Source organism: Luteimonas cucumeris (assembly GCF_007830035.1).
Classification (GTDB): Bacteria; Pseudomonadota; Gammaproteobacteria; order Xanthomonadales; family Xanthomonadaceae; genus Luteimonas_C; species Luteimonas_C cucumeris.
Map to the genome: position 1 here is coordinate 310,942 of NZ_VLKN01000002.1, position 13,742 is coordinate 324,683.

Annotated in this window: 9 protein-coding genes and 2 tRNA genes; 7 read left to right on the forward strand and 4 right to left on the reverse strand. The window is 63.6% G+C overall.

Annotation, left to right across the window (positions count from 1 at the left end):
• Nucleotides 1-6 precede the first annotated feature (6 nt).
• The 3 genes from tssM to IP90_RS04520 are packed head-to-tail and all read left to right on the forward strand — an operon-like array spanning nt 7 to nt 5,538.
• Nucleotides 7-3,777 carry a type VI secretion system membrane subunit TssM gene (gene tssM / locus IP90_RS04510; RefSeq protein WP_242007480.1) on the forward strand — a complete coding sequence of 1,257 codons (3,771 nt, stop codon included), beginning with the start codon at nt 7-9 and terminating at the stop codon, nt 3,775-3,777.
• Nucleotides 3,777-4,763, forward strand: a complete 987-nt coding sequence (gene tagF, locus IP90_RS04515) for a type VI secretion system-associated protein TagF (protein ID WP_144898428.1) — start codon at nt 3,777-3,779, stop codon at nt 4,761-4,763. Before tssM ends, tagF begins: the two co-directional genes overlap by 1 nt.
• A gap of 1 nt (nt 4,764) precedes the next feature.
• A complete protein-coding gene (locus IP90_RS04520; protein WP_144898429.1) occupies nt 4,765-5,538 on the forward strand; it encodes an OmpA family protein in 774 nt (257 codons plus the stop codon).
• 273 nt (nt 5,539-5,811) lie between these two features.
• On the opposite strand, the gene tssA is transcribed toward IP90_RS04520, so the two are convergent.
• Complete coding sequence (gene tssA / locus IP90_RS04530; RefSeq protein ID WP_144898720.1) at nt 5,812-6,837, reverse strand: type VI secretion system protein TssA; 1,026 nt, start codon at nt 6,835-6,837, stop codon at nt 5,812-5,814.
• Nucleotides 6,838-6,989: 152 nt separating this feature from the next.
• On the opposite strand from tssA, the gene IP90_RS04535 reads away from it, so the two are divergent.
• Genes IP90_RS04535 through IP90_RS04550 form a run of 4 tightly spaced genes read left to right on the forward strand, consistent with a single transcriptional unit; the run spans nt 6,990 to nt 12,962 of the window.
• Complete coding sequence (locus tag IP90_RS04535; RefSeq protein ID WP_242007481.1) at nt 6,990-9,908, forward strand: type VI secretion system Vgr family protein; 2,919 nt, start codon at nt 6,990-6,992, stop codon at nt 9,906-9,908.
• Between the two features lie 2 nt (nt 9,909-9,910).
• On the forward strand, nt 9,911-10,849 hold the full coding sequence (locus tag IP90_RS04540; protein ID WP_144898432.1) for a DUF4123 domain-containing protein: 939 nt from the start codon (nt 9,911-9,913) through the stop codon (nt 10,847-10,849).
• 14 nt (nt 10,850-10,863) lie between these two features.
• Nucleotides 10,864-11,511, forward strand: coding sequence for a hypothetical protein (locus tag IP90_RS04545; RefSeq protein WP_158635264.1), 648 nt, complete (start codon nt 10,864-10,866; stop codon nt 11,509-11,511).
• An 8-nt stretch (nt 11,512-11,519) separates the two neighbouring features.
• Nucleotides 11,520-12,962: a T6SS phospholipase effector Tle1-like catalytic domain-containing protein gene (locus IP90_RS04550; RefSeq protein WP_242007482.1), complete on the forward strand. Its 1,443-nt coding sequence runs from the start codon at nt 11,520-11,522 to the stop codon at nt 12,960-12,962.
• 176 nt (nt 12,963-13,138) lie between these two features.
• Here the strand turns inward: IP90_RS04550 and IP90_RS04555 are convergent.
• The 3 genes from IP90_RS04555 to csrA all read right to left on the reverse strand — a co-directional run bounded on the left by IP90_RS04555 (nt 13,139) and on the right by csrA (nt 13,657).
• A tRNA-Arg gene (locus IP90_RS04555) sits at nt 13,139-13,215 on the reverse strand.
• 63 nt (nt 13,216-13,278) lie between these two features.
• A tRNA-Ser gene (locus tag IP90_RS04560) sits at nt 13,279-13,371 on the reverse strand.
• A gap of 55 nt (nt 13,372-13,426) precedes the next feature.
• Nucleotides 13,427-13,657, reverse strand: a complete 231-nt coding sequence (gene csrA / locus IP90_RS04565; protein ID WP_242007483.1) for a carbon storage regulator CsrA — start codon at nt 13,655-13,657, stop codon at nt 13,427-13,429.
• Between the last annotated feature and the right edge of the window lie 85 nt (nt 13,658-13,742).

Below are 13,742 nucleotides of genomic sequence, written 5' to 3' on the forward strand. Positions count from 1 at the left end.
CAGATGATGAGCAGATTGAGGTACTACCTGAGCGATTCGCGCGTGCTGGCGGTAATCGGCGTAGGGCTGGTCAGCGCCACGCTGCTCGGCGCCGACAAGCTGAAGGCAGTTGGAGGCTGGCTGGCGATCGCGCTGGTCGCAGGATTGCTGCTGTGGATGCTGGCATGGCTCGTGCGCCGCATGCGCGCCGCACACGCGGCGAAGAAACTCGACGCGATGGTGCAGGAGCAGGCCGACCAGGCCGTCGCAACCGCAAGGCCGGCCGCGCGTGCCGATACGGAACTGTTGCGCGATCGCATGTCCGAAGCCGTCAAGGCGATCAAGACGTCGAGGCTAGGACAGATGAAAGGCGCCGCCGCGCTGTACGAACTGCCGTGGTACGTGATCATCGGCAACCCGGCGGCAGGCAAGAGTTCGGCAGTCCTGCATTCGGGCCTGCGCTTCCCGTTCGAGGACAACCGCAGCAACGTCATCCACGGCCTCGGCGGCACCCGCAACTGCGACTGGTACTTCACTACCGAAGGGATCGTGCTCGACACCGCCGGCCGCTACACGGTCAGCACCGAGGACCGGCTGGAGTGGCTGACCTTCCTGGAGTTGCTGAAGAAGAACCGCCCGCGCGCACCGATCAATGGCGTGATCATCGCTGTCAGCATCGCCGAACTCAGCAGCGGCCGACCCGAATTCGCGATCGAGCTGGCCAAGAACCTGCGCCAGCGCGTACAGGAACTCACCGAGCGCCTGGAAGTGTTCGCGCCGGTGTACGTGGTGTTCACCAAGGCCGACCTGATCGCCGGCTTCGCCGATTTCTTCCGCGGCCTGGATCCGTCGGAACGCGAAGGCGTATGGGGCGCGACGTTGGCGTTCGACGCCACTGGCGAAACCGATGCCCTCGCCGCCTTCGATGGCCATTTCGACGAGCTGTCCGACGGGCTCCGGGAAATGAGCCTGGCGCAGATGGCGATGTCGCGCGGCCGCGAAATCGCGCCCGGCCTGCTGACGCTGCCGCTGGAATTCGCCGCGATCAAGCCGATGCTGCGCACCTTCGTCGCCACCCTGTTCGAGGACAATCCCTACCAGTTCAAGCCGGTATTCCGCGGCTTCTATTTCACCAGCGCGTTGCAGGAAGGTGCATCGATGCATGCCGCCTCCGAACGCATCGCACGGCAATTCCAGTTGCAGCCACGTGCAACCAGTGCCGAGCGCCAGGCACCGTCGCAAGTCGGACACTTCCTGCAGGGCCTGTTCCGCAAGGTGATCTTCGCCGATCGGCAGCTGGTGCGGCAGTATTCCAGCCCCAGCCGTACGCGCATGCGCTATGGCGCCTTCGCCGCTGCGGCGGTCGCGTTGGCCGTGGTGCTCGCCGGCTGGACCTGGTCCTACACCGGCAACCAGCAGCTGGTCGCCAATGTCCGCGCCGACCTCGACAAGGCGCAACAGCTGCAACGCGACCGCACCGACCTGCAATCGCGCATCGATGCCCTGCTGCTGTTGCAGGAGCGCATGGAACAGCTCGACAAGTACCGCGACAGCCATCCGCTGGGCCTTGGCCTGGGCCTGTACCAAGGCGACCGCATCGAAGCGAAACTGCGCGAGGAATATTTCGGCGGCATGCGGCAGCTGATGCTGGCGCCGGTCGGCTCGAAGCTGGAAGGTTACCTGGCCGAAGTCGTCGCGCATCGCGGCGATCTCAAGGCTCCCGGCCAGGGCGGCGCTGCCGGCAAGGCCGACGACGCAGCCGACATCGGTACCTATCGCGAAGTTTCGCCGACCGATTCCGAGGACGCCTACAACGCGCTCAAAACCTACCTGATGCTCGGCGATCGTTCGCGCGCCGAACCCAGCCATCTCAACGACCAGCTGGCGCGTTTCTGGCGTGGCTGGCTGGAACAGCATCGCGGCAGCATGTCGCGCGAAGCGATGGCGCGCGCGGCGACGCGATTGATGGCGTTCTACGTCGGCCAGTCCACGCAGCCGGACTGGCCGCAGATCGATCCGAAACTCAGCCTCGTCGACGACAGCCGCCAGGCGTTGATCCAGGTGATGAAAGGCACGCCCGCGGTCGATCGCGTCTACGCCACCATCAAATCGCGCGCGGCCACGCGCTTCCCGCAAGTCACCGTGGCCAGCCTGCTGGAACAGGACAAGGCCAACGTGCTGGTCGCCGGCAGCCACATCATCCCCGGCACGTTCACCCGCAAGGCCTGGGAAGAATATGTGCAGGACGCGATCAAGCAGGCGGCCAACGAACAGTTCAGCACCACCGACTGGGTGCTGGAAGCCACGGTGCAGAAAGACCTCACCCTGGCCGGCAGCCCCGAGCATGTCGCGCAGGAACTCGAGCGCTTGTACAAGAACGAATACGCCCGCGAATGGCGCAGATTCATGCAGGACGTGACGGTGGCCGAATTCGGCGCCTTCGAACAGGCCGTCAATCGAATGAACATGCTGGGCGATCCGCAGAATTCACCGCTGCGGAAACTGCTCGAAGCGATCAACCGCGAAACGATCTGGGACAACCCGGAAGCGGCCAACAAGGCCTTGGGCGCGGCCAGGAAAGGCTTCGTGGCCTGGTTCAATCGCGTGATCATGCGTCGCAACCCGACCTCGATACCGGTCGCCGTCAACCCCGATACCGGCAAGCCGATGCCGATCCGGATGGGCCCGATAGGCAGCGAGTTCCAGGGGCTGGCGCGACTGATGCTGCCACGCGACAACAATGCGCCGTTGATCAACAGTTACTTCGACGCGCTGGGCAAGCTGCGCACGCGACTGAATGCGATCAGGACGCAGGGCGACCCGGGGCCTGGTGCGCGCAAGCTGATGCAGGAAACGCTGGATGGCAATGCGGAGCTGGCGGCGATACAGCAGCTGGTCGAAGAACAGATGGTCGCCGGTCTCAACGAAGACCAGCGCCAGGCATTGCGGCCGCTGCTGCTGCGGCCGCTGCTGCAGGCCTACGCTGCGCTGGTGCGCCCGACCGAGACCGAAATCAACCGGACCTGGACCGCGCAGGTGTTCCAGCCGTTCCAGAGCGGCATCGCGCAGCTCTACCCCTTCGCCCGCGAAGCCACGCGCGAAGCCGCGCCTTCCGATATCGCGCGGATCTTCGGCCCCGATGGCGCGATCTCGAAGTTCAATAACGAGGCACTCGGCACGCTGGTGTCGCGTCGCGGCAACGCGCTGGCGCCACGCGAATGGGCCGCGATGGGCATCACCCTGCGGCCCGAACTGATGGCCGGTTACTCCGCCTGGGTGGCGCCGTTGGGACAGGCCGCCAGCGGCAGTGGCGGCGGCAAGACCACCATTTTCGAGATCCTGCCGGTACCGGCCAGCGGCATCGTCGAGTACTCGCTGGTGATCGATGGACAGACCCTGCGCTATCGCAATACGCCCCCGCAATGGAAAACCTTCACCTGGCCCAATCCCGATGGCGTGCCGGGCGTGCAACTGACCGCGGTCACCAACGACGGCCGCAGCATCCCGATCTTCCACGCGCCGGGCCAACAGGGATTGACCCGCTTTTTCCAGGCCGCGCAGCAGACGGCGCTGGAAGACGGCCGCAAGCAGTTGACCTGGAACGAGGGTGGCGTATCGGTCGGCATCGAGTTGCGGGTGGTGAGCACCACGCAGTCCGGCGTCGGACAATCGCTGGATCCGGACGAGCTCAAGCTGCCTGAAACCGTCGCTGGCGCCACGCCTGCCGCGGCTGCAACTGCCACCGCGCACAGTGCGGCGGGCGGCATTGCCGATTCGGCTGCCGCGGAGGCGAACTGATGGATGCCGCCGGTCCCGGGCTGCCGATCAGCTATTTCGGAAAGCTGCCTTCGCAAGGCGATTTCGTGCGTACCAGCGACAACCATCCACTGATGTCGCTGCTGGACCGCTGGGCGGGCCAGGGTGTCGAGCTGCTGGCCCAGGACCCGGCCTGGAAACAGACTTACGATACCGCCGCGCCGCTGCATTTCGCCTTCCTCGGGTCGCTCAGCCGCTTGGCGGTAGCCGGTCACTTCCTGCCCAGTCGCGATGCCTCGGAGCGACGCTTTCCGTTCCTGTCGGCGACGTGCTTCGAAGTCGCGCAGCCGCTCGGTTTCATCGCCCGCGCACCGATGGCGCTCACCCGCCTGTGGGCCAGCCTGTCGCGCCAGGGCAAGCTGGCGATTGCAGCCGGCGACGCCAGCGAACCCTTGCGCGAACTGGCGGAAAACAGGATTCCGGTCAATGCCGACCACGCGGCCTATGACGCGTCGTTTGCCGATTTCCTCGATACGCAAGCCATCGGCGACCTGCAAACGTTGCTGCACGAATCTGGACACACGGAAGTCGTGCTGAAAACCCTGCTGCCGGCATTGGGGCTGCTGCTGCAGCCTGTACTTGCCGGTGGCGCCTCACAGATCGACAAGGCCCTGGCGTTGCCGCTGCCGCGCGATGCGTTGTACCGGCCGCTGGTCGCCGCGTTCTGGCTCGACCTGGTCAGCGGGTTCGTCGGCCGGGCGGATTTCGAGCTCGCGATTCTGGTGAAGGATGGCGCGACGCCGCTGCTGCTGGTGGGATTCAACGGCGCCGATGGCCGGATCCTGCAGGCGGGGCTCGACCCGCAGTTCGCCAGTGAGCAGCTGATCCGCGTCGCCGACGCCGAATGGGTCGAGGACCTGCTCGCCAGCGACTATGCGCTCAACAAGCTGGCCAGCTACCTGCAGCACGACGGGCTGTCGTTGCGCGTGGCGCGCAAGGCCTTCAACGAAACGTTCCTTGGAGTCTGACATGCGACCAGCGTCCCTGAAGCGCTGCGCTCTGGCCGCGTGCCTCTTCCTAGCGACTGGCGCCACTGTGGCGCAGACCACGACCGCAACGCCTGTCGTCGTCGCGGGCGCAGTGCCCGACGAGGCCACCAAGGCGGCAGTGCTGTCGAAACTGCGCGCACTGTACGGCGACGAACGCGTGGTCGACCGCATCGAGGTCGATGCCGTCGTCGCACCCGCGAACTGGCACCAGCACGTGACCGCGATGATCGGCCCAGACCTGCAGCAGGTATCCGACGGCAAGCTGGAGATCGACGGCAATCGCGTGCACCTGAGCGGGCAGGTCGCCGATGCGTCGCAGGGCCTGCAGGTCACGCGCAGCCTCAAGGCCGCGCTCAATCCGACCTATGCAGTGACCAGCGAGCTGCGCAGCGGCGGCGGCAAGCAGAACCTGCTCGACAGGACGCTGGCCGACCGCATCGTCGAGTTCCAGAGCGGCAGTGCGACATTGACGCCCGCAGGACAGGCGATCCTCGACGAAATGGCGGCCGCATTGAAACAGGTCGGCAATGCCCGCGTGCAGCTCATCGGCCATACCGACAGCGTCGGCGCGCGACAGGCCAATATCGACCTGAGCATGGCCCGCGCGACCACGGTCAAGACGTACCTAGAAAGCCAGGGCGTGGCCGGCATGCATCTCGGCGTGATCGGCCGCGGCCCGGACGAGCCGGTCGCGGACAACGCCACGCCCGAAGGACGCGCCCGCAATCGCCGCATCGAATTCCGCGTGCTTTGATGGCCGGGATCGGGAATCGGGAATCGGGAATCGGGAGTCGGGAGTCGGGAGTCGGGAGTCGGGAGTCGGGAGTCGGGAGTCGGGAAAGCGTTCTGCTTTTGCCTTCCTATGGAAAGAGGACAACGAAGGACCTTCTTACCTTTGAGGCGAACAGGGGCCTGCTTCGCTGCCCCAACTCTCCTATAGCAGCATCGCGTAGCGTCGAGCCTGCGCACCTGCCTTTGATGCTGAAAGAAACTGTGGAACAGGCTCCGCTCTGCGGAAGCCTTCCCACTATTCGCGCGAGGCGTCGCCGATATCCAGCAATTCCTCCACCTGCGCCAACGCCGCATCGTCCTTGATGACGCGTTTCAACCAGACATGCAGCGGCATCTCGCCCCAACGCGCGGCCTTGTCCGCCAGGTACGCTACCGGGCTGTGCGGTTCGGTGCGACGGAAATATTCGGCGACGCGCCGCAACTGCGCCAGGGCTTCCTTGCGCGAATCGATCCGACCGTCCGCCGCCATGGCGCCAACGTCGATACCTCCAGCAACGCCATCGCCCGCGCAGCCCGCGATGTCATCCACGATCACCCCTGCCTCGCGTGCGAAGCGCAGCGCGGTGTCGTGGATACGATCCAGCTGCTCGCGTACAGCGCTGAAACTAGGGCCTTCCTGCTGCAGCCGTGCATCCACTGCACGTTCCAGCGTCGCCAGCGCCTGCCGACAGTCGGCAACCGCCATCGTCAATGACGAATAGAACTCGTGCGAAGTGCCGCGGCGCGCTGCTTCCAGCACTCCAGGCGCAGAGGCGTGATCGCTGCCCTCGCCGCTGCGATGGGCATGCGCCGATTCGAAATCAGCCAGGCCGAAACGCCCCTGCGCCGCATCCACCAGCGGCGCGGCGCGCAGCCAGTCGATCGAATGCGCCAATACCCAGCCCAGGTTGCCGATCCGCTGTTCTTCCTCCCCTTCCTCGGCAGCCGGATGGAGCTGATCCCAATAGCCGTCGCACAGGCCCGCAATCAGCCGATAACCATCGGCGAGGCCGGCGAAGCCCCGTGTGCGCGCCTGCGCTTCCGTCCACCATCCGGCCAGGCGCAGGTCCTTGCTGCGTTGCTGCAGCAGTTGCAGGCATCGCGTGGACACCGCAGGCCAGTCGGCGGTCTTCAGGTCGGTGATCCATTCGCCCTGCTCCAGCGACGGATCGTCGGCGCGGCGGGCTTCCTGGATCGCGTCGAATTCGGCGGAGAACGACATGTCCTCTCCGCATGGTGTGGCCTCCGATATCGGGGCCAGCAGGGCTTCCATGTCCAGCACGTCGGCATCACTCCATTCCCTGGGTGTGTAGTGGATTCTACTCATCACAACCCGGATGTGTGGAAGCCGCCGCCGCGGTCTGCTACTTTTCGCGTGCCGCGGCAAATGGATCGGGCCGGCGGCTGGAGCGTGACCATCAAGGAGGAAGGGACGTGGGCGTCGCAGATGAACTGCATTCGCTGTTGGCGGCACTGGCGCGTTACGTAGGCGCCGATCGGCTGTACACCCTGGAACTGGCGGGAACGGGTTCGGACTGGGTGGTCGAGCGCTGGCAAGGCTGGGAAGCGCTTTCTTGCGGATACGAATGGTGGGTGGATGCGCTGTCGGTCGACGCGCAGGTTCCGCTCGGCCAACTCCTCGGCCAACGCGCCACCCTGCACACACGACTCGCCGATGGCAGCCGCGCCGCGCGCAGTGGCCTGGTGCGCGAAGCCGAATGCGTCGGCGCCGACGGCGGCCTGGCGCGGTATCGCCTGTGCCTGGTGCCGTGGACCTGGCTGCTGACCCAAGGCCGTCACAGTCGCGTGTTCCAGGACAAGACCGTCGCGCAGATCCTGGATGCCGTATTCGCTGCCTACGCACCCTTGGCGGCGTGGCAATGGGGCGAGGAAGTCGGGCCATTCCTGGCGCAGGTGCGACCGCGCAGTTACTGCGTGCAGTACCGCGAAAGCGACTTCGACTTCGTCAGCCGCCTGCTGGCCGAAGAAGGCCTGGGCTGGCGCGTCGACGAAGATGGCGAGGCGCCGGGTGGGCATCGCCTGATGCTGTTCGCACAAAGCGGCGACGGTCCGCAGGATGCCAGCGCCCAAGTCGACGGTAGCATCCGCTTCCACCGCAGCGATGCTACCGAAACGCGCGACACGATCCAGGCGTTGGGCTCGATCCGGCACATCGGTTCCAGCGCGCTCACCTTGCTCAGCGCCGACTACAAGACCGTCCAGGTCACGGCCGCGACCCTGCCGATCGGCGACCACGCCGACGAAGCCGTGCTGCTGGAGCAGTACGACCCCGTCGGCGTATACGCTTTCGCCAGTCGCGCAGAAGCCGAGCGCCATGCCGGCCTGATGGCGGAAGCGCAGGATGCCGCGTGCACGCTTTGGCTGGGCCGTGGCACCGCGCGCAGCTTCCGCGCCGGTCACTGGTTCACCCTGACCGATGCACCGAGCCAGGGCGAAACGCCACCGGACGAGATCCTGCTCGTGCAGGTACAGCACGCTGGCGTCAACAACCTGCCCAAAACCGTGCGCGAAGCAGCGATCGACAGGCTGGGCACGGCAACGCTGGTCGCGGCGTGTGGCACGCAATCGCCGCTACCAGCGAACGCCGCCGCAGATTGGCCCGCCGTGCTGGCACGCGCCGACGCCGTCGGCTACGCCAACCGCTTCACCGCCGTGCCGCGCGGCCAGCGCTGGCGTCCGGTGCTGACCGACGGCACCGGCGCGCGACTCAACCCGCGCCCGACCGCGCCCGGATACCAGACCGCGCGCGTCGTCGGCAGCAACGATGCGGCACAAGTCCTGCACGGCGATGCGCTGGGCCGGGTGAAAGTGAGATTCCACTTCCAGGAAGGCGCCAGCGGTGAGCACGAAAGCAGCGACAGCTGCTGGCTGCGCGTTGCCCAGCGTTACGCCGGGCCTGGCGTCGGCAGCCAGTTCCTGCCCAGGATTGGACAGGAAGTGCTGGTGGCCTTCCTCGAAGGCGATATCGATCGGCCAGTGATCATCGGCACGCTGTACAACGGCCAGGGCGAAGCCGGCATTGTTGCCACGCCGGGCGGCAAGCCAGCTACGACCCCGAACATCGCGAGCCTGTTCGCGCAAGCCAGTGACCACAACGCCAGTGCCCAGGCCAATCTTGCCGGCGGCCACGCACCACCGTGGCACGGCATGGGCGCCAGCGAAGACGGCCATCGCAATGCCGCTGCCCTGCTCGGCATCAAGTCGCAGGAATTCGGAGGGAAGGGCTACAACGTGCTCGCCTTCGACGACAGCGACCGCCAACTCGGCGCACGCATCGCCACCACGCAATCCGCCACAGCCCTGAATCTGGGACACCTGATCCACCAGGCCGACAATTATCGCGGCAGCTTCCGCGGTGAGGGCTTCGAACTGCGCACCGATGCCTGGGGCGTTGTCCGCGCACAGGCGGGACTGTGGCTCAGCGCCTACCCACGTGATGGCGATACGCCGGCCGGCGATGCCGTCGCCACCAATGCCCTGCTGAAGCAGGCCGAACAGCTCGTGCAGGTCTTCTCGAAAGCCGCTATCAACCATCAGACCGTCAGGTTCGCCGCCAGCGAAGGCGTCGACCGAACGAGGCGATCGCAACTGGTCGAGGGCATGGCGCCATTGTCGGCGTTGCTCGCCAGCGCCAGAACCACTGTCGACGGTAAAAACTTCGATGTCGCCCGCAGCGCGGCCAAAGATCGCAAGTCCGACGCTGGCAACGGTCGCGTGCCACACACCGGTGACGCCCTGCTCGGCCTCAGTGCACCCGCCGGCGTTGGTCTGATAGCAGGACAAAGCGTGCAATGGTCCGTCGGCGAAACCCTCACCCTGGCCAGCGGCCAAGCGAGCAACTTGGCCATCGCCCAGAACCTGCGCGTGCACAGCGGGCAGGCCATCGGCGTGCTGGCGAACACTGTCGAAAATTCTTCCCGAACGTCTCCGGAGCCGGCTACCGGCGATGGCATCAATGCCGCCAGTATGACTTCCTCCGCTGCCATGAGCCTGGTCGCTGCACAAGGCGAGCTGGATCTGCAGGCCCAGCACGATCAGCTCAAGCTGCAGAGCCGCGACGCACTTAAAGTGATCTCCGCCAACGCCGAAATCGAACTCGCCGCCGGAAAAACCGTGCATCTAGCCACCGCTGGTGGCGCCAGTATCACCATCGAAGAAGGCAACATCACTTTCCAGTGCCCGGGCGCCATCACAGTGCATGCGGGGAAGCATTCGTTCGTCGGGCCTACCAGCCTCAATGCTTCGCTGCCGCGCTGGCCGACATCAAGTTTCGACGCCCCATGCATGCAAGCGGCGGCTGAGACCAACAGTGCATTCGTTCGAGTGCCCTGATCATGCAAGAGCACGAAATCAGGACGGCATCCGAGCATTTGACCACCGCCACCAAGCTGATGGCATGGCTGGAACGGCACCATACCGACGCCGCATCATGGATGGCGCTGATCGACCCATCGCGCTATGCAAGCGCAGAACAATGCGCAGAAGCCCTCGGCTTCAGTCACGAGGCTTTCGAGCAGCTACCCAACCTTTATTACGATCTTTCGCCTGAACTCAAGGCGCTGGGACCGCGGCTTTTCATGGCAAGGCTCGATGACAAGCGTTGGCACCCTCTATGCACGGAAGCTGCCGAAAAGCAGGTTTGCAGCTTCTTGCTGGTACCCGAGGACCATACCAATCCATCAAATCATCTGAGAAGGCTGATCATGCTGCGGCAGCCGGATGGCTCGCAACTTCTATTCCGGTTTCAGGATACGGTCGTGATGTCGGCCCTGATGCCCTTGCTGACTCCCGCCCAGATTGATTGCGCGTTGGGGCCTGTATCAAACTGGATGGCGATCGATGTCTGCAGTCGCCCTGTTCAACTCGCCCGCACTCGCCATGAGAGGCGGAGGATTCCTCGATTGACTCTCACTACCGATCAAATCGATGCATTGGATGATGCCTTGACGCCAGGAACTATCATCGCGCAGGCCAATGAAACCGATAGCACATTGCTGGCAGGGCTAAGCAGGTGCGAACAGTGGCGGAAGGTACGCGAGCGGCAGCATCGGGCGCGCCGGCACGGATTGTGCAGTCGTGAAGATATCGCCCTGTACTGTGTCCTCAGCCTGCAATTGCCGGAGGGCTTCGATCAGCAAGGACCAGTAGCCCGGGCACTGGAAAGATCCGGAAAATCGCAGATCAGCTTTGCCGACGCCATCGACGACACCCCCATAACCGAATGGCGAGAATGGGATGAAGTGATCGACGCTCGCGATGAAGGAGTGACATGAACAGGATAGTCAGCATGATTGGCGATACCGCGCTGCTCGGGATTGGTTTCCCGGCATACCCGCAGCAGGCCAGATCGGGCGATTCTGACGCCGGCAAGGAGTCGACGGCGGACATGGCAACGCCAGCCGAGCTTCCTCCAACTCAAGGCAATGACATGTCGAACCACGCGTGGGACAAAATTCTGCTGTTCGCCGCGATGGCATGGCTGCCTGCTATATCTGGCTGCGCGCGCGAGCCTGAGCAAGCCAGTTTGTCCACGACCATCTTCAACTACTCCGACGAGCATCTTGCAGGTGTCTGGATGAACGGCAAGCACGTCGGCTTTGGAGAAGATGCAGTCAAGCCAGGCGATGTCAACGGAGGTGGTGCGATGTGCTGCATCAAGCTCACATCCGGACTGCGTGAGGTGGACGTCAAGGTGAAAACCGTCAAGGACACCTACACCGCGAGGGCGCAGATCGAGCAGCCGTGGACGAAGTACGCGACGTACGCCATCGTCCATGTGCTGCCGAAGCGAAAGATCATCGTCGAAATCGCTCCGGGAATGAGTTTTCCCCGTAAAGACCTGTTGGATCAGCGCCTGTCCGAATTGGGTATCAAGCCAGAGGCCGAATACCCACTGCACATGATGAACTCCGGCCCAAGCATTGACCTGGATTAAGCGAGGACATGATGAACACGCCACAGGATCAAGTGATTGGGCCGCGCGTCCGCGCAGTCGAGAACATGGTGGCCCGAGCCAGGGCAAAAACACGGGGCCAGCATGAGAGGCCAGCCTGCAACACTTGCCATATCCCGTTATGGCTAAGCTTTTTCTTCGACGGCACCGGAAACAACCGGCACACAGACTTTCCGCGTTCTCACTCCAATGTGGCCGCTCTGTTCCAGGCACATCATCGCGACCAGGACACCGGAATCATCCCTCACTATTACGAAGGCTTGGGCACCGACTTCGAGTTCAAGGATCACCTCTCACGCAAAACCATCCATACCCGAGGTGGTCTGCCAGTCCATGTTGATGTGCATGGCTACAAGGAAGACAGCTGGCTCGAGAACAAAATGGGGCTCGCAGTGGGTGACGGCGTCGACATCCGTCTGGAAAAGGCCATGTTCGATTTCGAAGACAGCATCGAAAGGACCCGTGCCAGGATGCGCGTTGATGAAATCAACGTCGCGGCCTTCGGATTTTCGCGTGGCGCGACGGAGGCTCGTGCTTTCATGCACTGGTTGGCAGCCCACTCCAAAGTAACCCGCTCGGGCAGCAGGCTCAAGTTCGACGGTATTCCACTAAACGTGAAGTTCCTGGGGATTTTTGACACAGTCGAATCGATCGGCGGAGCCGGCAAGAACACGCGCCCGAGGCTGATCAGGACCAGCGTACCGAGTTACGTCGAGAAGTGTTTTCACTCCACTGCCGCGCATGAGCTGCGCGATGCCTTTCCTCTGACCTGCCTCGGCACCAACCGCTATGTCCAGGCCGTCGTACCCGGGGCTCACGCCGATGTAGGCGGGGGTTATGACAGCGATGACCAGGGTCGGTCCAACAAACTATCGCGCCTGAACCTGTTGCAGATGCTCGACCATGCACGCGGTGCGGGCCTGAAGCTGCTTTCCCTGGCAGAAATGCAGGCATCCCCCCGCTGGAAAGCTGAACTCGCACATTCCTTCGATGTGCCTGCAGAAATTCATGAGGCGCATAGCCAATACATGCGCCATGTCAGCCACGCGTCGGGCACCTTGCAAGAGGTCATGAGTGCGCACATGCGCCTGTACTGGGCGTGGATCGACTCCGGGCTGGCGATGCAGGATGCCGATGAAAAGCGCGTACGGATCCATGCCAAGGGGCGTTCCAGGACAGAGACTGACAAACAGCTGATCGTCATGCAGCACCTGCTTCGGCACAGGGCGCGTACCGCGCAAGGAAGACTCGGATCGCAGGCACGGAATGCCGATTTTCTTCCCGAAACTGTGGCGCCGGAAGTCGAGCACTTCTTCGAGAAGTATGTACACGACTCCTTCGAGCATTTTTCGGTTTCGGGCGGCACCATGCAGATGGACGCCTCCATCGCCGATTACTACGCCATACGCAACGTCCTAAGTCCGCAAGCATGATCACCGGCCGGTAGTGCTCGCTTCGACAGCGCATGCACAACACCACGTCTTCGCTACACGAAAACCGGGCGGTGAAACCGCACAGGGCCTGTCTCGACCGGCGACACCGCTATTGAATGCGAACAGGCAAACAAAAAGGCCAATGAGCTAGCGCTCATTGGCCTTTTTGTCTTGAATGGCGCGCCCGGAAGGATTCGAACCTCCGACCCCCAAGTTCGTAGCCTGGTGCTCTATCCAGCTGAGCTACGGGCGCGTGATGCAGAAGCGGAATTGTGCCGAATCGGACCGGTATCGGTCAATTCCCATTTGCTGAAACTGGCGGAGACTGAGGGATTCGAACCCTCGATGGAGCTTTTGACCCCATACTCCCTTAGCAGGGGAGCCCCTTCGGCCTCTCGGGCAAGTCTCCGGATTACGTCGCGAGCCGCACAAACAGGATTCGCGAAGGGCGCAAGGATACCGGTTCAACCGGGTTGCGGTAAACCTTGCATTGCCTCGGGCTCGGAATCCGCGTCGGGCTTGACGATGTCGTCTCCGCGCTGGATGCGCTGGTAGATCTCTTCGCGGTGTACGGCGACGTCCTTGGGCGCGGTGATGCCGATGCGCACCTGGTTACCCTTGACACCGAGTACGGTGACCGTGACCGAATCTCCGATCATCAGGGTTTCGCCAACACGGCGGGTCAAAATCAACATGAGGAAAAATCTCCGTAAGCCCGCGGCCAATCCGCAGGCGAGCGTTTTCTTATGAGTATGGGAGCTGGCGGAAAACGCTTACAAC